The following is a 23,684-nucleotide window of genomic DNA, read 5'->3' as shown; positions in this document are numbered from 1 at the left end:
TAAAAAGAAGCCGCCCTCTAAAGTAGAGAGCGGTCATTATTCATATATCGGCGATTAAAGTTTCACTTTACTTCGCTAATTCATGAATTGCTTGCGCATAAATTGCTGTTGCTTTTAATAAGTCTTCAATTTCAATGTACTCATCTTTTTGATGCGCAAGTTCTTCCTTTCCAGGGAATAGCGGTCCAAATGCCACACCAGCTTTTAATGAACGAGCATAAGTACCTCCGCCAATTGCTAATAGTTCTGCTTTTTCACCTGTTTGTTCTTCATATACACGTTGTAACGTACGAATTAATACGTGGTCTTTATCAACGTGATGCGGGCGTGAATTAGAATAGTCAGCTACTTCAAATCCATGCGTACCAACATACTCTTTCAACTTCGCAATTGTTTCTTCAAAGTTAGTTGTAACTGGGTAACGTACGTTTAGCCCTAAGTTACCACCGTTTTCTTTCGTATAAGAAAGGCGACCAACATTCACTGTTAACGGACCGCTAATTTCATCTTTATAAGCAATAGTAGCTTTTTCACCCAAAATATCACCAGTAAATGTTTCTGTTGCAAATGTCGCAAATGCAGTTGCTTTTCCATCAAGTGAAACTGTAGTCAAGAAGTTTGCTAATAATAAACCTGCATTTTCTCCTTTTTCAGGAGTAGATCCGTGCGCTGAAATTCCTTTTATTTGCAACGTCACTGTATTACCTTCTATAGTCGATTCCCCTATTTTTTTAGCAGTTTGTAAATACTCTTCATATGCTACTATAAGTGCATTTACATCTTCTCCTGTAATAACCGCTTCTGCAAAATCAGGAACCATATTTAAACGTCGCCCTGAATCAAATGAAACAAGTTCATATGTACCTTTTTTCTCTTCACTACCATTTTGCACAACTTGTATATCAGAAATTCCTTTTTCTGCATTAATAATTGGAAAATCTGCATCTGGTGCAAAACCGATTGTTGGCATTTCTTCGTTTTTAAAGTAGTGATCTACACATTTCCAATTGCTTTCTTCATCTGTTCCTATAATCATACGAACACGTTTTGAAAGAGGTAAGCCTAATTCTTTCACAATTTTCATCGCATAATATGCTGCCATCGTTGGGCCTTTATCGTCAATTGCACCACGTGCAAAAATCTTTCCATCGCGAATATCCGCACTATATGCGGGAGTCGTCCAGCCATCTCCTTCTGGTACAACATCAACGTGACAAAGAATACCTACTAATTCTTCTCCTTGTCCCATTTCAAGATGACCTGCATATCCTTCTAAATTTTTAGAAGCAAAACCTTCAGCTTCTCCTTTATGTAACATGAAAGATAGCGCTTTTTCTACCCCTTCACCGAATGGTGCGCCCTCTTTCGCCGATTCTTCTTCCCATACACTTTTAATTTGTAAAAATTGTTGTGTATCACGAATTAAATCATCTTTTCGTTTTGCAACTTCTTCTGTCCAATTAATCGCTGACATCACGCATCCATCCTTCACTATATTATCTCTTTCATCATAGCAAACCGAAATCCCTTATGCCATACACGAAAACTAAATACCGAACAATTGTAATATTTCAGACATTTCTTATTAGTTTTTCTTTTATTTTTTCAAAAAAATTTGCAGGAATTTGGCGTTTTACGTAGAATTTTATGTGTTAGTTGACTGACCATATATACAATGTCAACTACCAATATTTTTCTATATGAATTTTTGTTAAACTTTTGTAAAATTTAAGTAGATTAAAGCATGAATTTTATCATGTAGAGTACAATGGTAGTAACGACCTTCTTTCCTGAATGGGGTCAAAAAAACTAGTAGAGGAGTGGTTTTCTCTTGAAACCTACAACTACTCGTATGCTAACACGCATTAAATCAATTTATATGTACATCAATGAAAACGGAACGGTAACGACGAAAGACCTTGTAGATGAGTTCGGGATCACACCGCGAACGATACAACGTGATCTAAATGTGTTGCAGTTTAATGAACTCGTGTATAGCCCTTGCCGCGGTAAGTGGACAACAACAGGAAAGAAAGTGAGAATGACCTCATAACAAAAAATAATTGTATGTAAATAAATACATACCCCTTTCTAACTATTAGAAAGGGGTCTTTTCTGCGCCTATAAAGGTACTACTTTTCAGTATCTACTTGATATGTTTTTAACATTTCTACTTCTTCATCTGTTAGCTCTCGGTATTGTCCAAGTTCTAGTTCTTCATCTAATACTAACGGACCCATCTCCGTTCTCTTTAGGTAGACTACTTTTTTCCCTACCGCTTCAAACATACGCTTCACTTGATGGAATTTCCCTTCTGTAATCACAAGCTCAATTTCGGAAATATCATCGCTTTTCAATATTGTAAGCGTACCTGGTTTTGTTTCATAGCCATCGTCTAAGATAACACCTTTAGCAAACTCTTTTACATCCTCTTCTGTTACTACTCCTGCAACGTGTGCATAATATTTTTTCGGCACATGCTTTTTCGGAGATAATAATTGATGTGATAACTTCCCATCATTTGTTATCAATAAGAAACCTTCCGTATCGATATCAAGTCGTCCAACTGGGAACGGATCAAAGATTGCATCTTCTAATTCTAATAAATCTATTACTGTTTCATGATTATCATCTTCCGTCGCTGAAATAACACCTTGTGGTTTATGCATCATTAAGTAAACAAACTCTTTGTATTCCACAACTTCACCGTGAATCATAACTTCTTGCTCTTCTACATTTACATGAACTTTCGCATCTTTTACTGGCGTTCCATCAATTTTCACAACGCCATCTTTCAATAATTTCTTTACTTCTTTTCTACTTCCATATCCCATATTCGCTAATAATTTATCTAATCTCACGCTTTTCACCTTCTTTATTTATCATAGAAAAGGGGACGTAATTACGCCCCTCTTGATTTCAACTTTATTTTAAATCTACTACCAAGTTTACGTTGAATTTTATCTAATGCTTCTCCGCCAAATACTCTTTCAAGTACTCCTGTGCGAATTGCTAACAATCCGTAAACAAGACCACCAATACCTGCACAAATCGCAACTGTTATAAGAGCACCAATACGGCCATCAGGCGAAATCATGAAGGATAGAAGCCATTGTGATAGTTTTACAGCAACGACCATTATAAGTGTCAGTACTGCAATTTGGAATGTTCTTTTATATACAACACCGAATGAATAGTGTGCGTATTTTTTAATTTGTCGATTTGTATACCAAACAGAAGCTAAGAAACCAACTGCGGTCGCTAGAATTGCTCCTACTGTACCGAAATAACGAATAAAGATTACGTTACATACAAATTTCAAAATAACACCCATAATAAGCGCGACAATTGCATGCTTTTGCTGATTAATCCCTTGAAGAATTGCCGCTGTTACTGTAAATAAAGCAAATAACAATGCAACTGGTGCATACCACATTAATACTTGTCCACCTAATGGATCTGAGTCATAGAAAGCAGTGTAAATTGGATATGCAAGTGTTGAAATACCGATAACTGCTGGCAATGTTAAAAACATATTTGCCTGGAATGTTTGTGTAATTTGTAATTTCAAATAGCGGTATTGTTTTTCAGTAAATGATTTTGTAATTGCTGGTACAAGCGTTAAACTAAACGCTGTTGCAAGTGATACAGGAATCATAATTAACTTATGCGTCCACATTGTGAAAATACCCAGCGCTCGCTCTGCGATATCACCTTGACCAATCGCCTGCATAATTGAGTTAAATGTCAATGTATCAATTTGTTGATATAAAGGAATTGTTAACCCAATTACAACGTAAGGAATCGCATATGCGAATAACTCTTTAAACAATTGAACAGTACTTACTGTTGATTCTGGTACAGTTTGTTCAATTAAATATTGATCCAAATATTTTTTACGTTTTAACCAGTACCAAATTAACACACCGAGTGCTCCAACCGCTGAAACGAACGCAGCAAATGTCGCTACTCCAACTGCTGTTGCAACTGTACCGCCAAGTACTTTAATAACGATAAAACTACCTGCTAATAAAAAGACGATACGAATAATTTGTTCAATAATTTGTGAAACGGTAGTTGGTCCCATAGACTGGTGACCTTGGAAATAACCACGAATTAAACTCGCTGCTGGTACAACAATAAGTGCGAAACTTACAAGACGAATGATCGTCGTAACTTCTCCTACATTATTGTGTATACTTTGTTTACCAAGCATCGCTTCTGCAAACAACGGTGCCGTCATGTACAGTACTAGGAACGAAAGAACTCCTGTTACTATCATCATAACCATTCCCGAGCGGAACATTCTCCGGCTCGTTTTATAATCGCCAAGCGCATTATATTTGGAAACAAATTTTGAAACAGCAAGCGGCACACCTGCCGTTGCGATACTTAAAAAGATCGTATATGGAATGTATCCATATGTATAGAGCGTTCCGCCTTCTGTACCTACTAATGCATGAAACGGGAAGACGTAAATCATGCCTAAGAACTTTACTAAAAATGTCCCTAGCGTAACAATAAGCGTTCCGCGCAGAAATTTCGAATCGGACATACAAAAATCCTCCTACATCTACATAAAATGAAACTTTAATCAGTGGGGTGTTCTTCTCCACTGATTATTAGTTGAACCATTCGAGCATTTACAGGCTAACAGACTCCCTATTTACTTCTCCTAAATCTTGAGGTTTTAGTCTTATCACCTACAAATAGCAGGATAGTGCTGAACTCTAACTTTTGTATTGTACCACAATTCTCTCATTAAGCAGTACTTCACTCTATTTTTCTTTTAACGGAAAACATGCTATTCTTTTAGGCAGGAAATGTAGAAAATGAGGTCGATATATTATGCATTATGATGTTATTGTCATCGGCGGCGGTCCTTCTGGGCTAATGGCTGCAATTGGTGCTGCAGAAGAAGGCGCAAATGTCTTGCTTCTTGATAAAGGAAATAAACTTGGGCGTAAACTTGCGATTTCTGGTGGCGGACGCTGTAACGTAACGAACCGTCTACCACTTGATGAAATTGTTAAACATATACCAGGAAACGGTCGCTTCTTATACAGCGCTTTTTCTCTTTTTAATAATGAAGATATTATTACATTCTTCGAAAATCTTGGTGTTAAATTGAAAGAAGAAGACCACGGTCGCATGTTCCCCGTGTCAAACAAAGCGCAATCTGTTGTAGATGCACTTTTAACACGATTAAAAGACTTAGGTGTAAAAATCCGTACAAATACACCTGTTGAAACGATTGAATATGAAAATGGTCAAACGAAGGCAGTTGTACTGCAAACAGGCGAAGTGTTAGAAACAAATCATGTCGTTATCGCTGTTGGCGGAAAATCCGTTCCTCAAACTGGTTCCACTGGAGACGGATACGCTTGGGCTGAAAAAGCAGGTCATACAATTACAGAATTATTCCCAACAGAAGTACCTATCCTGTCAAACGAGCCGTTTATACGTGATCGCTCATTACAAGGTCTTGCTTTACGTGATATAAACTTAAGCGTATTAAACCCGAAAGGAAAAGCTATCATTTCTCACAAAATGGACATGCTCTTCACTCATTTCGGCCTATCTGGTCCTGCTGCTCTTCGCTGTAGTCAATTCGTCGTGAAAGCACTGAAAAAGTTTAAAACGAACACAATACAAATGAGTATTGATGCATTGCCAGAGGAAAATAGTGAGCAACTATTTCAGCGCATGCTGAAACAAATGAAAGAAGATCCGAAAAAAGGAATTAAAAACGTTTTAAAAGGTTATGTCCCTGAGCGTTACTTCCTATTCTTATTAGAAAAAAATGAAATTGACGGTAGTGAACAAGCTGGACAAGTTTCTCACGAAAAGATTCGTGCACTTGTGAAAGACTTTAAAGAGTTTACTGTGAATGTAAATGGTACGCAGTCAATTGAAAAAGCATTCGTTACTGGCGGAGGTGTATCCGTGAAAGAAATTAATCCGAAAGAAATGTCTTCTAAATTCACGAACGGCTTATATTTCTGCGGAGAAGTTCTTGATATCCACGGTTATACTGGTGGCTATAATATTACATCAGCCCTCGTTACTGGTAGAATTGCTGGAACGACAGCTGGAGAAAACGCGAAAATGCAATATTAAAAAAGAAACAGGGATTCCTGTTTCTTTTTTAATATTGCCATGAAATCATTATCGGCGATTCTACAACTTATATCGGCGATTTCTCAAATATATCGACTTACCGACAAGAAGCGACAAACATCTGCTCCATGTAACTTTCCATTGCTTTTTTGTTGCTTTATATACCTTAGTACCTTTATATTTTATATTGTTGAATATTTAAAAAAGGGTAAGGGGAAAACAAATGAGAAAAAAAGTCATGATGTCTTTAATGTTAATGACGTTTCTTTCTGCGGTAGAAGGAACGATTGTTAGTACAGCAATCCCTCGTATAACGAGTGATTTGTCAGGCGTCGAACTTGTTAGTTGGGTATATGCAATTTATATGCTTGCAACAGCTGTTTCGACTCCAATATACGGAAAGCTCGCTGATTTATTCGGCCGTAAAAAAGTTTTAATGATCGGAGCTACAATCTTTTTAGTCGGTTCTGCACTTTGCGGAGTCGTTACATCGATGGAACAATTAATTTTCTTCCGCGCTCTTCAAGGTATCGGTGCTGGTGCTGTTATGCCAATCACAATGACGATAATTGGAGACTTATATAGCGAAGCGAAAGACCGCGCGAAAGCACAAGGTTGGATGAGTGCCGTTTGGGGTGTATCCGGTGTTATCGGACCGTTAGTAGGTGGATTTTTAGTTGATTCCCTTTCTTGGCGCTATATTTTCTTCTTAAACGTTCCATTTGGAATTATCGCTTGCTTAATGATTGCAATTTACTACAAAGAATCTATTAAGCCCGCTAAACACCATATCGATTATCTTGGTGCAACAGTTTTTTCATTAAGTACAATCGCTCTACTATATGCATTATTAACAGGTAGCAGTAAGCAAAACTGGGGAGACATGACAATTATCGGCCTATTAATCTTTGCCGCTATTTCATTCATTATTTTCTTGTTCATCGAGAAAAAATCTCCGGAACCATTAATTCCTTTAACACTTTTCTCTAACCGTACATTATCTACGATAAATATATTAACTCTTATTGCTGGCGCAATGATTATTAGTATTACAATGTACCTACCAATCTGGAGCCAAGGTGTATTAGGAAAAAACGCTACAGAAGCTGGACTTATTTTAATGCCAATCCCTGTTATGTGGACATTTGGCGCTATTTTCTCTGGTAACTTAGTAGGCAAATTAAAAACGAAACAAATCATTTTACTTGGGGCTAGCATTTTATCAGTCGCTACGTTCTTATTATTTACACTATCAACCAATTCACCATCGTTCCTTATTTATGTAGCAGTTGGATTATTCGGCTTAGGAATGGGGCTTGTGACACCAATTTACATGGTAACAATTCAAGCAGCAGTCCCAGCTCATACACGCGGAACAGCTGTTGGTTTAAACACATTTATTAATACATTTAGTCAAACGTTAGGTGCTGCAATATTCGGTACAATCTTCAATACGATGATTCACGCACGTGGTATTAAAAATCTTGATCTTGTATCTGGTGGACATGGCGGTACTACAGCAAACGTAGTAACCGAATCACAATCCGCATTAGCATCAAGCGTACACGTCATTTATATGAGCACTTTCGTATTAGCAATATGTACATTAATTATCGCTTGGATTTTATTAAAGCCAGCTACACAAACAAGTGAGCAACAATAAAAAGGATGACCATTTTGGTCATCCTTTTTACATAACATCTACTCTTCATTCTCCACAATATGTTTCAGCATGGATAATTTATTATCCCAAAAACGCTCATAATACGAGAGCCACTGTTGTAATTCTTCTAATGGTTCTGGATGCAAACGATATATCTTCTCTCTTCCGCTTTTTCTTCCACTTACTAAATTCGCTTCCGAAAGAATATGAAGGTGCTTTACAACCGCAGTACGACTCATCGGGAAATGATCCGTTATTTTGGAAATCGGTAACTCTTTGTCACTTAATAACCGTATTACTTCTCGGCGGGTTGGATCAGCAATTGCTTGAAATACATCATATTTCGCTGCTGACGAGGACACTTAGCCTTCGACAACCTTTTTCAGTTTTTCATTTACAATCGCTACCCAACCACCGCTCATTCTATCGCGAATAATAGAGCTCTTCGCATTTGCTTTCGGAAGAATTTCATCAGGATGTTTCCAGCCGCCGTGAATTAACGTAAATTCTGTTTTGTTATCTCCTAAGTCTTTCAAATTAAATGAAACAATCCAGCCATCTGTATCCCATGAGAAAGATAAATGGTTTGGCTCATCAATTTCTAACACTTTACATGGTGATGGCCCAAATGGTGATTGCACATGAAATTCATGTCCTACCTCTAATACAAAATCATTTGGCATAAACCATGACGCAATCCCTTCTGCAGTTGATACTACACTCCATACCTTTTGAATAGACGCGTTAAAAACGATTGTTTGTTTAATATCATTTAATGTATTTTGTTGTTCCATTTTCATTCTCCTTTACTCCGCGTTATAACATAACACCTTTTGGTTATACTTTGATGATATAACACCTTTTGGTTTCATGTCAACGCTAATTCTTTTACTGTTGAGAAATTCTCAACATTTTTTCAACAGGACAAACACCCTCTTAGCATTTCCTCATAATATACTCACAAAGGCAATACAAAATAAAAACTTCTCTCAACATGAAACTCCATCATTCATATTGAAAGAAGTGCCTTACTTATATCATGCGTACTTCGTCTCTCCTCCTTCCCTCAGGGACAATACGCGAGATATGACAAATCAGAAGGAATATGCCCACCATTTGAGTAGGTAGTTATTTCTCTTCTCCTCAACATTTCCTTAGGAGCGAAATGACTACCGACTCACTTTTTTCAAACAAAATAAAAAGGGGTTGAACGCTATGTTCTATTGCATTAACTGCTCTGATATTCATCATGAAAAACATCCGAATGATAAAGTATTCAAAAACGGTTTTTATATTGATCCATTTTTAGGTGATCGTTATCACCTTGGTATGTGTAAAGATGCCCAAAACCATGAAACAGGGGAGCCTCTTTTAACGACAAAGAAACCAGGCACAACCCAATCTATTATGAACGTATTACCGACACATGTTGTCCCAACATAAAACATAAAAAAGAGCTGGCTCATCCAGCTCTTTTTTATGTTTTATAAACGATCATTGCTGAAAAACAATAAATTTGGTTTTCATCGTCGTTAATGGAAACACCAACTTGGTACTTAATATCTACAAAGTTGCTATCATCAATCTTTTTCAAAAAAACATTCACAGCGTCTTCTAAGTCTTTTTCGTGACTTTCATCAAACACTTTCACACGAATCATGTTAACACCATCCTAGATCGCAGCCCTCCGCCGCTTGATTATTGCCACGGTGCGTATCTATGATGCGATAAAACTTTCCATTCTCATATATATATCCGTCTTCTAACACATATTTTTTATCTTCAGTATAGACATAAAACTTACCTATCATAAAGTTACTCGTATATAATTCCAAATAATTTGGTCTAAATTTAGCTACAACTTTATTTGTAATATCAATTTTTATTGTGCGCCCCACCTTCTCTCCCTCCTTTGCAAAGAACGGATTTAGGTATATTGTATTAGCGCTTTTACATTTTATGCTTAAAAATAAGTGGATATGCCTTCTTTCTTCACCTGTACTATTTTTCTAAAAAAATCACTATAAATAAAATCCCCAAAAAAACATAAAAAAAGCACTTTACCTTATTGACTCGAATATAAATATTATGTTATTATATAAAATTTGACATTTTTACATACGTATGCTATCATTAAAAGTGGTTACCACATATGGAGGTGGATGATTTGTTTCAAATTGGTGATAAAATCGTTTATCCAATGCACGGTGCAGGAATTATCGAAGCAATTGAAGAGAAAGAAATATTAGGTACTTCACGTCAATATTGTGTGATACGCATCATTAGTAAAGATATGCAAGTAATGCTTCCGATGGAACAATTAAAAAAATCAGGTATTCGTTATATCGTTGATCGAGGTACGTTAGATGATATACTTCTTGAATTTCAAAACGGGGAGTCAGACCCATCACTCTCATGGAAACAAAGATATACAATGAATATGGAAAAAATGAAAAATGGCAATTTACAAGATAGCGCAGAAGTGGTTCGGGATTTACTTCGCCGTAATAAAGAGAGAACATTAAATGCGAGCGAAAAACAAATGCTAGATAATGCCCGAAAAATGATGATTAGCGAAGTCGCGCTCGTACAAAATGTTACTGAACATCAAGCAACAGAATTTCTTCAAGATACAATTAATCATTAAATTTAAAATAGCTGAACGCTATTTTTTTTGTAAAAAGGACAAAGAGATAAAACTCTTTGTCCTTTTCATATTACCCACGCCCAGCTTGAAACGATGGATATAACGTCATTCCACCATCTGCAAATAGCGTAATTCCCGTTACATAACTCGCCTCTGAAGAAGCAAGCCAAGTTGCTACTGCTGCAATTTCTTCAGGTTTTCCAATATAGCCCATCGGTATCATACTTTCTACGTCAGCACGCTGCTTTGGATCAGCAAATTTTTCTGCATTTATCGGCGTATTAATTGCACCTGGCCCAATATTATTTACTCGAATACCTTTTGACGCATATTCTAGCGCTAACGTTTCTGTCATCAGTTTAATACCACCCTTACTTGCTGCATAGTGCACAAATAGTGGCCACGGAATTTTCTCATGAACACTAGACATATTAATGACAGACCCTTTAATATCATGTTCTACAAAATATTTAATCGCTTCACGACTTCCTAAAAAAGCACCTGTTAAATTTGTATTAATTACCCTATTCCAATCTTCAAGCGGCATTTCATGCGACGGTACCGCGTTTTCTATCCCTGCATTATTAATCATAACGTCAAGCGTACCAAACTCTTTCACAGCAGATTGAATGAGATTCACAACATCTGATTCGACCGTTACATCACCTTTTACAGCAATCGCTTCGCCGCCTACCTTTTTAATTTCTTCTAACACACCATTTGCTTCTGATTCTCGTGAGCGATAATTAATAACCACTTTCGCTTTTTCCTTAGCAAACCTCACTCCCATCGCTCTTCCGAGACCAGTTGCTGATCCTGTAATAACGACAACTTTCCCTGCTAAATCACTATACATTTCTATACCTCCTTTAACTTTTGGCTATACCTAACATAATTCCGGCTGCAATAATAAAAACGATACCGACAACGATACCCGTTAATTGGCGTTTCGTTTTCTTTTCACCTAATATAAGAATCCCACCAAGCGTGGAAATAATAATTCCCATTTGCGATAGCGAGAAACTTGTTGCGACTCCAACACGCGGCTGCGAAATGAATAAAAACATATTTCCAGCTGCCCAAATTAATCCTGGAATAATATTTCGGATTGCATATTTATTAAATGGCTGATGTTTAAAGGTAAGCAAAATCCCACCTAACACCATACCAACTGCTTGTGGCAACAAAGCTGACCAACCATCTACGTTAAATAGTCTAATCACTACTACGTAAACTAAATAACCGACTGTTGAAATTAATAAAATTACGATACCTCTTTTAAAGTTTGCTGCTTGCTCTGCATTTTTTTCTTCTTCACTTTGAAGCGATGTTAAAATAACACCGATAATAATACAAACGAGCGCTAAAATCCCAAGGACGACCGATATTGTCGTGGACCATTCATGAAATACGATAACGCCAAATAAAGTCGTCGCGACTAATTGAAGTCCTGTTGAAATTGGCATCGTCCTCGAAACACCCATTAAATCAATACTTTTTAATTGATTCGCCTGACCAAGCGCCCAAAATAAACCTGAAACAACTCCAACTCCAATAACGGTAGGTGTTAATACTGGCTTCATAAAAATATAAACAACAATTGAGAAAATAAGTGCTCCAAACGTTGTTCCGAGCGTTTGACTATACGGTCCCCCGCCCAGTTTTACATTAAATAGCACAATACTTCCCCAAAATATAGCTGGTAAAATTGCTAAAAATATATCCATCGCCCATTACCTTTCTCTGTAAAATGTCATAAATTGAAACTTTAATCATCCCGCAAAATAGCGGAATAAGTTACCACTCTCAATCATTAGAATGAGCTTTCATTTTTTCTTTTTTGCGAGCACAAATCTTTTCTACAACATCATTAGAAACATTCTTTTCTCGCTCCACATTTTTTACCTTTATATGATCTAAATAATCCTCCAAAGTAAGTGTAACTTTGTCATTTGGGGGATTATGCGCCCCTTGAAAAGTAAGAAATTGTAGCGTCACTTCAAATCTAGGAACAAATTCATCTTTCCTGCCGAGACGCTTTATATTTATAACTGAATCACATTCATATTGATCTTTTGTCACTTGTCTAATAACCGAATAGTACCTATTCAATAAAGCACTCTCTAAAAGCTGTTCCCTTGATTCTTTCGCGAAAGAATCACTTGGAGAAGAGAAAAAGATAGAACATATCACTGTAATAATTACACATATTTTTTTCATAACGTCCTCCTTATCCTATAAGTTAGTGTTCTCAAAAACGCCATAAAAAAACGACTTCCCCTACTTAGGAAAGTCGTTTTAATGAATCCAATATTAACCACCACTCACTGGTGGAATTAGTGCAACAACATCACCAGATTGGACCCTGTCATCTTCATTTGCGTATTCTTCATTAATCGCAACCATAATTGGCTCTGAAACTGGTACATTATATTCTTTCGCAATAACATCTTTTAACTCTGCAACCGTAATATTTTCTTTCTCTATTTGTAATTCACTTGTCCCTGCTTCTTCTTGCAAGTGCGCAAATAACAATACTCGAATCATACTTATAGCTCCTTCCCAGGCTCTCCCGCCGGATATGGTGTTTTTTCTAATTGATCACCAATCCATGAGTCACCATCTTCCCAAAACTCCTTTTTCCAAATCGGAACAATTTGTTTTATGCGTTCCATAATATATTCGTTCGCTTCATAAGCCGCTTTACGGTGTGGTGTTGAAACAGCAACAACAACCGCTATATCAGAAATTTGCAACGTACCGATGCGATGTGTAATCGCAACATATGTATCCGGCCATTTCTCTTTCACTTCCAGGCCAATTTTCTCTAGCATCTTTTCTGCCATCGTCTTATAAGCAACATACTCTAAGTATAATGTACGACGCCCTTTCGTAAACTCTCTAACGGTTCCAATAAATGTTGTAACAGCACCGCATTCACGTCGAATCACTTTCTTCGTTACCTCTTCAATCGAGATTTCTGTATTAATTACTTCATAATATGTATTTGTCATTTCGCACTCCTAACCGTTTGTAAAAACCAGTCTATGTACAACTCTTCTTCTGTTATATGAAATACTTTATATTCTTCTCGTATATTTGCCGGGGCATCATACCACGTAATAATCGCTACTATATTTTCTACTTTATGTAAAAGCTCAACGTCTTCCGCAGAACGAAGTAACACTACTTTCGGGTAGTTCTCTTTTTTATAGCCCTCTATTAAAATTGTATCCACTTCAAAAAACTCATATAAGCGAATAATTTCTTGCAAGGACCATTTCTTTCTTAGTGAAGAAAGTGAAAGCAATCCAGCACCTTCTACACTACTTACGACAGCACCAGCTTTACGGTGTCTTTCGCTATCTTTTTGCGCTACTTCTGGAAAACCTCCGTGCCCGTGATGTTTAATGGTAGCAACCTTCATTTTCCGTTCAGCTAATGCATGCACTATTTTCTCCACAAGCGTTGTTTTTCCGCTATTTTGATATCCTACTATTTGTAAGATTGAAGTGGCTTTGCCCATGGCCAATCACATCCCTCAGAGTGCTCTAACAATAATACAGATACTTTCATCCCGGTCTCAAATCCTCTCGTTCCTCCAGGTAACACGATAAAAGCATTCGCATCTGCAAGTGAAGATACTGCACTCGATTTATCTAAACCGACCGGCATCGCTTGTAACGCCCCGTCCACAATCGTTACGTTTGCTCTTACGAAACGAGTAAATGGATTTGGCTTTGGAAAATCTTTTTGTAAAATAGCATCCGCTCTATATACGTGAGGTTTCTTCGCATACAAATACGTTTTTATAATTGGTTGCACAAATAATTCAAAGCCTACATAACAAGCAGACGGATTTCCTGATAAACCGAAAAGTAACTTCCCATCAAATTCAACTACTGTCGTTACACTTCCAGGTCTCATGGCTATTTTATTAAAGAGTACATTCGCCTGTAACCTTTCATAAATAGCTGGTAAGTAGTCATAATCTCCTACCGATACACCGCCGGTTGTAATTAAAATGTCGACCTCATCCATCGCTAATTGAATAGCTGTAAAACATGCATCTAACTCATCCGCGAGTTGACCATAATAACGAACTTTCCCGCCAGCTTTCATAATTTGAGCTGCGATCATATACGAGTTACTATTTCTAATTTTCCCCGGTTCTAACGGCTCATGTACTTCCAATAATTCACTCCCTGTCGTTACAATACCGACAACAGGCTGTTTTATAACTTTCACAGTGCTATATCCAAACGTTGCTAGTAAGGCCGCAACTCCTGGATTAATTGCCACACCTTTCTTAACGAGAACTTGATTTTGTTTTATATCTTCTCCTTTAAACGACACATTGTCACCGTTATTAAAAGGGCGTTTTAACTTCATATATGTTTTTCCGTTCTTCTCAAATCCTTCTGTCAGCTCTAGCATTACAACTGCATTGCAATCTTCTGGAATAGCTGCTCCTGTCATAATTCGAATCGCTTCAAAAGCTCCTACTTCTTCTAAAAAAACAGAACCCGCCCCGATCTCTCCTATTACTTCAAATTCAACTGGATTCTCTTGGGTTGCTCCTTTCGTATCTTCTGCTCGAATGGCGAAACCGTCGTAAGGGGAACGATCAAAATGAGGAACGTCATGATCTGAGACAACATCTTCCCCGAGAATTCTCCCGTAACTTTCCGTAATAGAAATTTCTTCTACTTCACCATGCTTCGCATATTTCATTACCCGTTCTACTGCTTCAGCAACTTGAATTGGAATTCGTTTTTCTACCATCGTTTCTCACCTCATATTTGCAATTTTTTTTATCTCGATTAAACTTTATGTATTCAATAGAAATTACTTCAAGGAGGAATTCCATGTCTTCATTTACACATTTTAATGACCAAGGACGCGCAAAAATGGTTGATATAAGCGACAAAAAAGCAACCGTTCGAACAGCAATTGCGTGCTCTAGCATTGTCGTTACGAAAGAAATTTACGATAAAATCTCTCACAATGAAATTGGGAAAGGTGACGTATTAGCAGTTGCGCAAATCGCAGGCATTATGGCTGCGAAACGAACTTCTGATATTATCCCAATGTGCCATCCTTTATTATTAAAAGGTGTTGACGTTTCTTTTGATTGGAAACAATCAGAAGAACAATATCGTTTACTCATTGAAGTAAAAGTTAAAACAGAAGGTAGCACTGGTGTTGAAATGGAAGCTTTAACAGCTGCTTCCGCTACCGCTCTTACTGTGTATGATATGTGTAAAGCTGTCGATAAAGGTATGATTATCGGCGAAACATACTTACTTGAAAAAACAGGTGGAAAAAGTGGAGATTATACGAGAAATTCATAATCCTCTCTCCGTTGAACCTAAAGGATTTCCTTTAGGTTCAACCTATATATCTTGCATATAAATTTTTCGCTACATTCATATCATTCGTCCCATGAATGAACGCCCTGCCATCTGTAAATAAAACAAAACGATATTCTTCTACCGGAAATGATAATAGATAAGGTGTCGCCTTTATCTCTACACTTCTTTGTAAGCGCTTTTTAATTTCTTCTAAATTAAAATTCTTCCGCACACCCGGGCGAATTTGTACTGTATTTCGCCCACATAACACTTCTGTTTTTGTTTGTGCTTCAAATGTTAAACTCGGATATGTACGTAACCTTCCGCAAGATAAACAAGTATCTTTTTTCTGCCTATTCACTTTAAATGCCATCTGTTGATTATTCCAAAGATCAAATGATAACATCGTTTCACGAAGCGCCCCAAAGTCTTCTACTAATATTTTCAGCGCTTCCGTAATTTGATGCGCAACTACTAATTGTACTGCCGGTTGTATAATACCAGCTGTGTCACATGTTGCTCCGCTCGCTGGATGCTCCATTAAACAGCGAAAACACGGTGTTTTCCCTGGTAAAATTGTATACGTTACTCCGTAACTTCCGACACACCCACCATATATCCACGGAATATTATACTTTTGTGAAATATCATTAATAAGAAGACGCGTTTCAAAATTATCTGTCGCATCTAATATTAAATCTACATCCCGCACTAGCTCTTCCATTTCTTGCACCGTTACATCCGTCACAACTGGATTTATTTCCACCTCAGAATTAATCGCTTGTAAATGTTCTGCAGCCGCTATCGCCTTCGGTTTATACTGCTTTGCATCTTCTTCCGTATATAGTTGTTGTCTTTGTAAATTACTCCATTCTACATAATCACGATCAGCAATCGTTACTTTTCCAACACCTGCTCTAACAATCGCTTCTGCATTTGCCGCACCGAGAGCACCAGCACCAATAATAAGCACATGCTTCTCTCTTATTTTTCTCTGTCCTTCTTCTCTAACACCAGAAAATAATATTTGTCTTGAATATCGCTCCTGCATGCGATAGCCCCCTTTCTTATCCTCCTATATAAGACATTTCGATTTTCGGACGATTTTTTGCACTTTCTTCTGTCCGTTCATCCGAATACCTATCTTTTCTATTCATCCATACATCTTGTATAACACTTAATAACTCCTCATCCGAAAGATTTCCTCTAAGAAGTTCTCTTACATTCAAACCCTCTGTCGCAAATAAGCACGTATAAAACTTTCCATCTGCCGAAATTCTTGCCCTCGTACAAGAGGCACAAAATGACTCAGAAACAGATGTAATAAAACCAACTTCAACATTTGTTCCAACGTACCGATATCGCTTCGCAACTTCACCAAAGTAATGGACTTCAGCTGGCTCAAGCGGATACACCTTATGAATCATCTCAATCAATTCTCGTTTTGTAACCACTTGATCAAAATTCCACCCATTTGTACTACCAACATCCATAAACTCAATAAACCTAAGCGTGATTCCTTGCTCTTTAAAATACGCAGCCATCGGAAGTACTTGATGATCGTTCATCCCTTTTTTCACAACCATATTTACCTTTACTTCCAGCCCCGTCTCTTTAGCTGCTATAATTCCCTTAATCACCGGTTTCGTATTAATATTTCGACCATTAATATTCCTAAATATGTCGTCATCTATCGCATCTAAACTAACATTCACTCTATGTAATCCAGCTTCTTTTAATGCCTTCGCTTGTTTCGTTAAATGGATAGCATTTGTCGTTAACCCTATATCTATTAGCCCATCAATTTTCACGAGACGTGCAATCAGTTTTGTTAAATCTTTACGAAGCAGTGGCTCACCGCCAGTAATTCTAATTTTTCGTACACCGATGTTAACAAATAATTTTGCCAAACGCTCAATTTCATCAAAAGTTAGTAAAAACTCATCTTTCAAAAAAGCATAATCTGGCCCAAATATTTCCGCCGGCATACAATATGTACATCTAAAATTGCAACGATCAATGACAGATATACGTAAATCTTGAAGTGGGCGTCCAAAAAAATCTTTAACCATCTCCTGCATCGCCACCCTCCCTTTCTGCCAAATTTCTTTCTTTTCATTCTATTATAATATATTTTCGGACTGCGATGTTTTTGCCCAAGTGAATAAAGTGAAACTTTAAATAATTAGAGGGTATCCACTCCCCCTGGTTAATGAGGTTTACTTCCAGATACAAGGATAAAAAAACCTTGAAACATAAAAGTTTCAAGGTTTTCTGCTTATTAACTTAATCTAATAATCGTTAGAGTAGCCCCTGGCGTTGCCGTAGATAATGTAGCCAACGCAATTACTCCAAATAATTGTAAACTAACTGCAGCTCCAGCAGGCAAGTTAGCGATTATTGTTGCACTAAATGAACCTGCAGCCACTGCCGGAGAGTTTATCGTTCCCGCAAGCGGACTGCCATTTACAGTTATACGGGAACTTACAAGTAATCCTGCCGTTAAATTAATTGTATAGGCTATATAATAGTTTCCTGCATTCGCAACTGTAAATACAGTATTTCCACCACTAACGGTTATTCCTGGTCCAATATTTTGATTGTTTGGTAACGGAATATTCGTGCCACCTAACAAAACAGAAATAATACTTCCTGATGTATTATTCGCAAATGCATATGTTGCAGTTGTACTGACTCCAGTCGCCCCGGTCGCTCCTGTTGCTCCGGTTGCTCCAGCTCCTGTTGGACCAGTTGGACCTTGGATTCCTTGGGAACCTGTTGGACCTGTATTTCCAGTTGGTCCTTGGGAACCGGTTGCTCCTGTAGCCCCTGTTGGGCCTTGGATTCCTTGCGGGCCTTGAATTCCTTGTGGACCTGTCGCTCCTGTTGCTCCTGTAGCTCCCGTTGGGCCTTGTATCCCTTGAACTCCTTGGGGACCTTGCGCTCCCGTTGCCCCTGTGTCCCCTGTAGGACCTTGGGGACCTTGCAATCCTTGCACACCTTGAGGACCGGTTGGACCTATCTCTCCTTGTACCCCTTGTATTCCTGTTGGGCCTTGAGGACCGGTCGGACCTTGGATCCCTTGAATTCCTTGAATCCCCTGTGGGCCTTGTGCTCCCGTGGCTCCGGTTGCTCCTTGAATCCCTTGAGGGCCTTGTTCCCCTTGAATTCCTTGGGGACCGGTTGGACCTTGGATTCCTTGCGGGCCTTGGATTCCCTGTGGTCCTTGATCTCCTGTCGCCCCAGTTACTCCTTGTATCCCTTGCGGACCTTGTATCCCTTGCGGACCAGTTGGACCAATATCTCCTTGTACACCTTGTATTCCTTGAGGACCTTGTAACCCTGTCACTCCGGTTGCTCCCGTTTCTCCTGTCGCTCCTGTCACTCCAGTTGAGCCTGTCGCACCAGTATCCCCTGTTACTCCTGTCGCACCAGTTGCTCCTGTCGGGCCAGGTGGTCCACCCGATGGACCAGTTACTCCCGTCGGACCTGATGGCCCTGTTGGGCCGGACGGTCCTGCTGGTCCTCCAGAAGGTCCCGTTACCCCTGTTGCTCCCGTTATTCCAGTTGGGCCTGTAGTTCCTTCCCCTGTCGCCCCTGTTGCTCCCGTATCTCCTGTGGCCCCCGTAGGACCTTGTATTCCTTGAATTCCTTGTGGACCTTGCACTCCTTGGGCTCCCGTTGCTCCTTGAATGCCTTGTATTCCTTGAACTCCTTGTGGCCCCATTGGACCGGTTGGACCAATCGCCCCTTGAGCACCTTGCACTCCTTGGGGACCCTCTGGACCTGTTGCTCCTATTTCCCCTTGTATCCCTTGAATTCCAGTTGCTCCTTGTACTCCTGTTGCTCCCGTTATCCCTTGCACTCCTTGGATTCCCTGTATTCCTTGTGGACCTTCTGGACCTGTTGCGCCTACCGGTCCTTGAATGCCTTGTATCCCTTGCGGCCCCTCCGGACCCGTTGCTCCAGCTGGCCCTGGTACTCCTTGGATTCCTTGCGGGCCCTGAAGTCCCTCTGGGCCTTCTGGACCTGTTGGTCCTATATCACCCATCGGACCTTGTATCCCTTGAACACCTTGTGGTCCTGTTGCTCCTGATGGACCTGGTACTCCTTGAATACCTTGTGGACCTTGATCTCCTGTTGCCCCTGTCGCTCCTTGAGGTCCTATAGTCCCCTGTATACCTTGTGGACCTTGATCTCCTGTTGCTCCTGTTACTCCTTGAATCCCCTGAACCCCTTGGATTCCTTGTTCACCAGTTATTCCTGTCGGACCAGGAATACCTTGAATCCCCTGCGGTCCTTCTGGACCTGTTGGGCCAATTGGCCCTTGAATACCTTGTATTCCTTGCAAGCCCTGTGCTCCCGTACTTCCAGTCGGACCTGTAGTTCCCGTTTCTCCTGTTACACCTGTACTTCCTGTAGCCCCAGTATCCCCCGTTGCTCCAGTCGCACCTGTACTCCCACTCGGTCCGCCACCCGGACCTGTCGCACCAGTTGGCCCCGTCGGGCCAGGAGGTCCTCCAGATGGTCCAGTTATCCCAGTTGGGCCTGTTATTCCAGTCGGACCTGTTAGCCCCTGACCCGTTGCTCCGGTTGCACCTGTATTTCCACTCGGTCCTTGTGTTCCTTGTATCCCTTGTGCTCCTTGTATTCCTTGTGGACCAGTTGCACCCGGTAACCCTTGGACGCCTTGAATTCCTTGAGGTCCCTCAGGTCCTGTCGCTCCAATTGGCCCTTGCAATCCCTGTACCCCTTGTATACCTTGTGCCCCAGTCGCTCCCGTTGGACCAATCGGACCTTGTAACCCTTGCACACCTTGAGGTCCTGTCGCTCCAGTTTCTCCTTGTGGTCCTCTCAATCCTTGTGCTCCCTGCTGCCCTTCTGGTCCAGTTGCACCTATTGGTCCAACTGGACCTTGAATCCCTTGCACACCTTGAGGTCCAGTCGGACCCATCTCTCCCATTGGACCTTGAAATCCTCTCGGTCCTTGCGGTCCAGTCGAACCTTGTGGACCTGTTGGACCAGTAATCCCTATACCCGTAAATCCAGTTGGAACAGGAGGAAAAGTAGGACCAATAAGTTCTGGTGGAATTCTAAAATTAGATTGTTGTTTCCCTTTATTATCACGATTCTTCACACTTTCACCACCTACAAACCGTCTTTTTCATAATAAATAAACCTCTTCTTAATCTATTTACAAAAATAATCTCCAAGACTATTTTTATTTCAAATAAATAAAACTCCCTTAATTCCTTAAGGGAGTCCTGCAATTGAATCCATATTATCTGTATTAGGGACAGCTTGCGCTATACCCGATGTATTTACACTTTGCCCCATATTTGTTCCTGTTACAGTACCAGCAGGGGTGCCCCTTGTATATGTCGTCGTCACCGAATCTCCCGGCTGTAAACAAAGCTTCGTTTCTGTCCCTATTACTGTAACAACATCAATCCAAGTACACCCCATTGAACCACTATACGATTTCGTAGCAGTAAATGAAGTATCACTCAAATTATCACCTGTAAATATATTCCCAGTATTATTAACAATAACAAACTCTTTTATATGCGCAGGCATAATTACACTCTACCTTTCCTTTATGAACCTAACGTACGTGTACTCGTTGCCAAAGGCGGAAGAAATACCGATGTTCTAATCACCGCTTCTGGCTGTCTTTTTCCATTAAAAAAAATAGCCGCACTCGATCCTCCAGCTCCTGCATATACTTTCGCCACAGCTAAAGGCGAGATATCATAACAGTCACCAACATTAACAGCTCCTGTATTATTAATAATTTTTACTTTACGCAAATTAACCCCCATTTACCCCTCCTCCTTTTTTATACTGTATGCAAAAGAAAAAAACTTGAAACAGACTCGTTTCAAGTTTTTAACTATTAACTATTTCGTTTCACCTTCATATTGAAGCATACCGCCAACCATGTTCACTGTTTTAAATCCTTGCTCATTTAAATAATGACATACATTTTCACTGCGCATTCCTGAACGACAAATAAAGATATATTCATTCTCTTTATTAAAGAAGTCTACTTTATGTGGGATATCGCCCATTTTAATATGTACAGCTTCTGGAATCTTTCCTGCCGCTACTTCTTCATCTTCTCTTACGTCTACTAGAAATAACGTTTCTCCATTTTCTAAACGCACTTGTACCTCTTCTGTAGTAATTGTTTTAACTTCTGTCATATGTAGTTCCTCCTTATATACAATAAAACCTTTAGTTTCTTTTCCACAAACATTCTCTACCAATTTTAGCATGCAAAAGAAAGAACGCAAAGAATCGAAAAGCTATTTCTCAATTTTCTCGCAAAACTTATTCTTTACAAACATAACTAGCACATTGTATCCTCAATATACTTGTTTTATGAAAGGAGTCGATTAAAATGTCGCTTTTTCTTTTCATTATGGGCATTGTGTTCTTAATCGCTGCAATTATTGCACTTAGTATGCAAAATAATAAAAAGATAAAATCTCCCCAAGAAATGTCATTCTTATTTCTATTACTTAGTATAGCGTTCTTCGGCATAGCAATCGCTACATATATATTCCGTCTACAAATCATGTAAAAAAAGGTGCCTACTACACATATTGCACCTTTTTCACATAATTTATTTCCTACACAAAACTAGATACTTTCCGATTTAAAAATTCATAAACTTTCTTTTCAAATAAATGAATATCAAATGCTCCTGCCATATGCCCATTTATACTTTCTATCTCATACACTTCCGCATATTTTCCTTGTTTTTGCAAAATGTCTACCATTTTATAATTATAACGTGGCGGCTGAAGCAAATCTTGTTTGCACGGAATCATAAGTACATTCGCTTCTATGTTAGAAAGAGATTCTTCTAGTGAAGAAAACCCATGTGCAATATCATGCAATAAAACCGCCTTCGCAGTATACATCCATGAATTTGCATCTACTAACTCTATACTTCTATATGTCGCTTTATTTATCTCTTTTTCAAATGATGTTAATGTAGAAAACTTTTCATAAGGTTCTATATCTATACTATTACGAGGAAATGTCATTTCATAAAAATGCTCATCAAACGCGTTCATAAACATCATTCTATTTGCTAAATAAAGCCCCTTTATCGGCTGCTCTTCTCCATATTTTCCATCTTTCCAACTTGGATCTAGTTGAATTGCTTCAATCGCATTTTGCGCTACATTTACTGAGGTGATAATTGGATTTTGTGGATTCGTAATAACACCAATCATCCGCTCTACCATATGTGGATAGTGAACCGCCCATTGTTGTGCAATCATTCCCCCCGCCGACGGTCCGATTACAGCGTGTAACCTTGAAATTCCCATACCTTTTATTAACTCATATTGCATACGAGCTACATCAAGAAATGTAAAAACCGGAAAATCCATTGCATATTCTTCTCCAGTTTCTGTATTAATTGATTTCGGTCCCGTTGTAATCACATATGGATTCTTCACCTGCACATTACAAAGATTATCTGTACATATAACAAAATACTTATTTGTATCAATTGCTTTTCCAGGTCCGATGAGCCCATCCCACCAACCAAGCTCCTCATCATGCACTGTATATTTCCCCGCTGCGTGACTTGTTGCACTAAAGTAATGACAAATCAAAATTGCATTTGACCTTTCTCTATTTAACGTACCATATGTCTCGTACCCCATTTGAACAGGAATTTCCCTACCATTTTCAAACGTAAATTCTTTTAAAACAAACTTCTCCTTTTTTACAATTTGCACAGACTCTCCCTCTCCCCGTTATAGTATGAACTGCTTACTAAAGGTTTTTTTCTATGTAAACCAATCTCCTCCTTCTTTTCATAAATAAATGAATAATATACAAAATTAGCCACAAAATAGCACTATATTACACAATTAAA

At 38.9% G+C, this 23,684-nt stretch carries 28 protein-coding genes; 7 read left to right on the top strand and 21 right to left on the bottom strand.

Annotated features, from left to right (window positions below; translation table 11 throughout):
* Window positions 1–67: 67 nt before the first annotated feature.
* A complete protein-coding gene (pepV, locus tag N2V92_RS11405) occupies window positions 68–1,474 on the bottom strand; it encodes a dipeptidase PepV (protein ID WP_001274232.1) in 1,407 nt (468 codons plus the stop codon).
* 357 nt (window positions 1,475–1,831) lie between these two features.
* Here pepV and N2V92_RS11400 point away from each other — a divergent pair, with 357 nt between their 5' ends.
* Complete coding sequence (locus tag N2V92_RS11400; RefSeq protein WP_000805512.1) at window positions 1,832–2,053, top strand: DeoR family transcriptional regulator; 222 nt, start codon at window positions 1,832–1,834, stop codon at window positions 2,051–2,053.
* Between the two features lie 79 nt (window positions 2,054–2,132).
* Here N2V92_RS11400 and N2V92_RS11395 read toward each other — a convergent pair whose 3' ends face one another.
* Both N2V92_RS11395 and N2V92_RS11390 read right to left on the bottom strand, forming a co-directional pair.
* Entirely contained in the window at window positions 2,133–2,861 is a 729-nt protein-coding gene (locus N2V92_RS11395) for a pseudouridine synthase (RefSeq protein ID WP_001234949.1), read from the bottom strand.
* 41 nt (window positions 2,862–2,902) lie between these two features.
* Window positions 2,903–4,555, bottom strand: coding sequence for a putative polysaccharide biosynthesis protein (locus N2V92_RS11390; protein ID WP_001284026.1), 1,653 nt, complete (start codon window positions 4,553–4,555; stop codon window positions 2,903–2,905).
* A gap of 293 nt (window positions 4,556–4,848) precedes the next feature.
* On the opposite strand from N2V92_RS11390, the gene N2V92_RS11385 reads away from it, so the two are divergent.
* Together N2V92_RS11385 and N2V92_RS11380 are read left to right on the top strand one after the other, a co-directional pair.
* The gene (locus N2V92_RS11385) at window positions 4,849–6,120 is read left to right on the top strand and encodes a BaiN/RdsA family NAD(P)/FAD-dependent oxidoreductase (protein ID WP_000558871.1); all 1,272 of its coding nucleotides are present in this window, start codon (window positions 4,849–4,851) and stop codon (window positions 6,118–6,120) included.
* A gap of 223 nt (window positions 6,121–6,343) precedes the next feature.
* Window positions 6,344–7,783, top strand: a complete 1,440-nt coding sequence (locus N2V92_RS11380) for an MDR family MFS transporter (protein WP_016077202.1) — start codon at window positions 6,344–6,346, stop codon at window positions 7,781–7,783.
* Between the two features lie 38 nt (window positions 7,784–7,821).
* Here the strand turns inward: N2V92_RS11380 and N2V92_RS11375 are convergent, their stop codons facing one another.
* Together N2V92_RS11375 and N2V92_RS11370 are read right to left on the bottom strand one after the other, a co-directional pair.
* Window positions 7,822–8,145: an ArsR/SmtB family transcription factor gene (locus N2V92_RS11375; RefSeq protein ID WP_000098837.1), complete on the bottom strand. Its 324-nt coding sequence runs from the start codon at window positions 8,143–8,145 to the stop codon at window positions 7,822–7,824.
* Entirely contained in the window at window positions 8,146–8,577 is a 432-nt protein-coding gene (locus tag N2V92_RS11370; RefSeq protein WP_000437764.1) for an SRPBCC family protein, read from the bottom strand.
* 421 nt (window positions 8,578–8,998) lie between these two features.
* On the opposite strand from N2V92_RS11370, the gene N2V92_RS11365 reads away from it, so the two are divergent.
* Complete coding sequence (locus N2V92_RS11365) at window positions 8,999–9,226, top strand: DUF3973 domain-containing protein (protein ID WP_016077201.1); 228 nt, start codon at window positions 8,999–9,001, stop codon at window positions 9,224–9,226.
* A gap of 34 nt (window positions 9,227–9,260) precedes the next feature.
* Here N2V92_RS11365 and N2V92_RS11360 read toward each other — a convergent pair whose 3' ends face one another.
* Together N2V92_RS11360 and N2V92_RS11355 are read right to left on the bottom strand one after the other, a co-directional pair.
* Complete coding sequence (locus N2V92_RS11360) at window positions 9,261–9,443, bottom strand: sporulation protein Cse60 (RefSeq protein WP_000621752.1); 183 nt, start codon at window positions 9,441–9,443, stop codon at window positions 9,261–9,263.
* A 1-nt stretch (window position 9,444) separates the two neighbouring features.
* Window positions 9,445–9,681, bottom strand: a complete 237-nt coding sequence (locus N2V92_RS11355; protein ID WP_016077200.1) for a DUF2553 family protein — start codon at window positions 9,679–9,681, stop codon at window positions 9,445–9,447.
* A gap of 254 nt (window positions 9,682–9,935) precedes the next feature.
* On the opposite strand from N2V92_RS11355, the gene N2V92_RS11350 reads away from it, so the two are divergent.
* Window positions 9,936–10,430 (top strand): CarD family transcriptional regulator, encoded by a 495-nt coding sequence (locus N2V92_RS11350; protein WP_000451446.1) that lies wholly within the window; start codon window positions 9,936–9,938, stop codon window positions 10,428–10,430.
* 70 nt (window positions 10,431–10,500) lie between these two features.
* Here N2V92_RS11350 and N2V92_RS11345 read toward each other — a convergent pair whose 3' ends face one another.
* From N2V92_RS11345 to N2V92_RS11315, 7 genes are all read right to left on the bottom strand, one after another.
* Window positions 10,501–11,286: a glucose 1-dehydrogenase gene (locus tag N2V92_RS11345; RefSeq protein ID WP_000286680.1), complete on the bottom strand. Its 786-nt coding sequence runs from the start codon at window positions 11,284–11,286 to the stop codon at window positions 10,501–10,503.
* Between the two features lie 13 nt (window positions 11,287–11,299).
* The gene (glcU, locus tag N2V92_RS11340) at window positions 11,300–12,157 is read right to left on the bottom strand and encodes a glucose uptake protein GlcU (RefSeq protein ID WP_000350863.1); all 858 of its coding nucleotides are present in this window, start codon (window positions 12,155–12,157) and stop codon (window positions 11,300–11,302) included.
* 79 nt (window positions 12,158–12,236) lie between these two features.
* The gene (locus tag N2V92_RS11335; RefSeq protein WP_000717657.1) at window positions 12,237–12,650 is read right to left on the bottom strand and encodes a DUF3888 domain-containing protein; all 414 of its coding nucleotides are present in this window, start codon (window positions 12,648–12,650) and stop codon (window positions 12,237–12,239) included.
* A 93-nt stretch (window positions 12,651–12,743) separates the two neighbouring features.
* Entirely contained in the window at window positions 12,744–12,977 is a 234-nt protein-coding gene (moaD, locus tag N2V92_RS11330) for a molybdopterin converting factor subunit 1 (protein WP_016077199.1), read from the bottom strand.
* A 2-nt stretch (window positions 12,978–12,979) separates the two neighbouring features.
* Window positions 12,980–13,444, bottom strand: coding sequence for a molybdopterin synthase catalytic subunit MoaE (gene moaE / locus N2V92_RS11325; RefSeq protein ID WP_000185947.1), 465 nt, complete (start codon window positions 13,442–13,444; stop codon window positions 12,980–12,982).
* Entirely contained in the window at window positions 13,441–13,962 is a 522-nt protein-coding gene (gene mobB, locus N2V92_RS11320) for a molybdopterin-guanine dinucleotide biosynthesis protein B (RefSeq protein ID WP_016077198.1), read from the bottom strand. Before mobB ends, moaE begins: the two co-directional genes overlap by 4 nt.
* Window positions 13,926–15,215, bottom strand: a complete 1,290-nt coding sequence (locus N2V92_RS11315) for a molybdopterin molybdotransferase MoeA (RefSeq protein ID WP_016077197.1) — start codon at window positions 15,213–15,215, stop codon at window positions 13,926–13,928. Before N2V92_RS11315 ends, mobB begins: the two co-directional genes overlap by 37 nt.
* A gap of 83 nt (window positions 15,216–15,298) precedes the next feature.
* On the opposite strand from N2V92_RS11315, the gene moaC reads away from it, so the two are divergent.
* Window positions 15,299–15,784, top strand: coding sequence for a cyclic pyranopterin monophosphate synthase MoaC (gene moaC, locus N2V92_RS11310; protein ID WP_000094146.1), 486 nt, complete (start codon window positions 15,299–15,301; stop codon window positions 15,782–15,784).
* A 37-nt stretch (window positions 15,785–15,821) separates the two neighbouring features.
* Here the strand turns inward: moaC and N2V92_RS11305 are convergent, their stop codons facing one another.
* From N2V92_RS11305 to N2V92_RS11280, 6 genes are all read right to left on the bottom strand, one after another.
* Window positions 15,822–16,835 (bottom strand): molybdopterin-synthase adenylyltransferase MoeB, encoded by a 1,014-nt coding sequence (locus tag N2V92_RS11305; RefSeq protein ID WP_016077196.1) that lies wholly within the window; start codon window positions 16,833–16,835, stop codon window positions 15,822–15,824.
* A 16-nt stretch (window positions 16,836–16,851) separates the two neighbouring features.
* The gene (gene moaA / locus N2V92_RS11300; RefSeq protein WP_016077195.1) at window positions 16,852–17,865 is read right to left on the bottom strand and encodes a GTP 3',8-cyclase MoaA; all 1,014 of its coding nucleotides are present in this window, start codon (window positions 17,863–17,865) and stop codon (window positions 16,852–16,854) included.
* Between the two features lie 200 nt (window positions 17,866–18,065).
* Window positions 18,066–20,921, bottom strand: coding sequence for a BclA-related collagen-like exosporium protein (locus N2V92_RS11295; RefSeq protein WP_016077194.1), 2,856 nt, complete (start codon window positions 20,919–20,921; stop codon window positions 18,066–18,068).
* Window positions 20,922–21,037: 116 nt separating this feature from the next.
* On the bottom strand, window positions 21,038–21,361 hold the full coding sequence (locus N2V92_RS11290) for a hypothetical protein (protein ID WP_001110864.1): 324 nt from the start codon (window positions 21,359–21,361) through the stop codon (window positions 21,038–21,040).
* 20 nt (window positions 21,362–21,381) lie between these two features.
* The gene (locus N2V92_RS11285; protein ID WP_016077193.1) at window positions 21,382–21,606 is read right to left on the bottom strand and encodes a spore germination protein; all 225 of its coding nucleotides are present in this window, start codon (window positions 21,604–21,606) and stop codon (window positions 21,382–21,384) included.
* 78 nt (window positions 21,607–21,684) lie between these two features.
* Complete coding sequence (locus N2V92_RS11280) at window positions 21,685–21,990, bottom strand: rhodanese-like domain-containing protein (RefSeq protein ID WP_000141224.1); 306 nt, start codon at window positions 21,988–21,990, stop codon at window positions 21,685–21,687.
* Between the two features lie 197 nt (window positions 21,991–22,187).
* Here N2V92_RS11280 and N2V92_RS11275 point away from each other — a divergent pair, with 197 nt between their 5' ends.
* Window positions 22,188–22,370: a hypothetical protein gene (locus tag N2V92_RS11275; RefSeq protein WP_000051780.1), complete on the top strand. Its 183-nt coding sequence runs from the start codon at window positions 22,188–22,190 to the stop codon at window positions 22,368–22,370.
* Window positions 22,371–22,419: 49 nt separating this feature from the next.
* On the opposite strand, the gene N2V92_RS11270 is transcribed toward N2V92_RS11275, so the two are convergent.
* On the bottom strand, window positions 22,420–23,544 hold the full coding sequence (locus tag N2V92_RS11270) for an alpha/beta fold hydrolase (RefSeq protein ID WP_016077192.1): 1,125 nt from the start codon (window positions 23,542–23,544) through the stop codon (window positions 22,420–22,422).
* Window positions 23,545–23,684: the final 140 nt, after the last annotated feature.

Source organism: Bacillus sp. CH_48, assembly GCF_038008465.1.
Taxonomy (GTDB): domain Bacteria; phylum Bacillota; class Bacilli; order Bacillales; family Bacillaceae_G; genus Bacillus_A; species Bacillus_A thuringiensis_S.
This window is presented reverse-complemented; position numbering and strand designations above follow the sequence as displayed.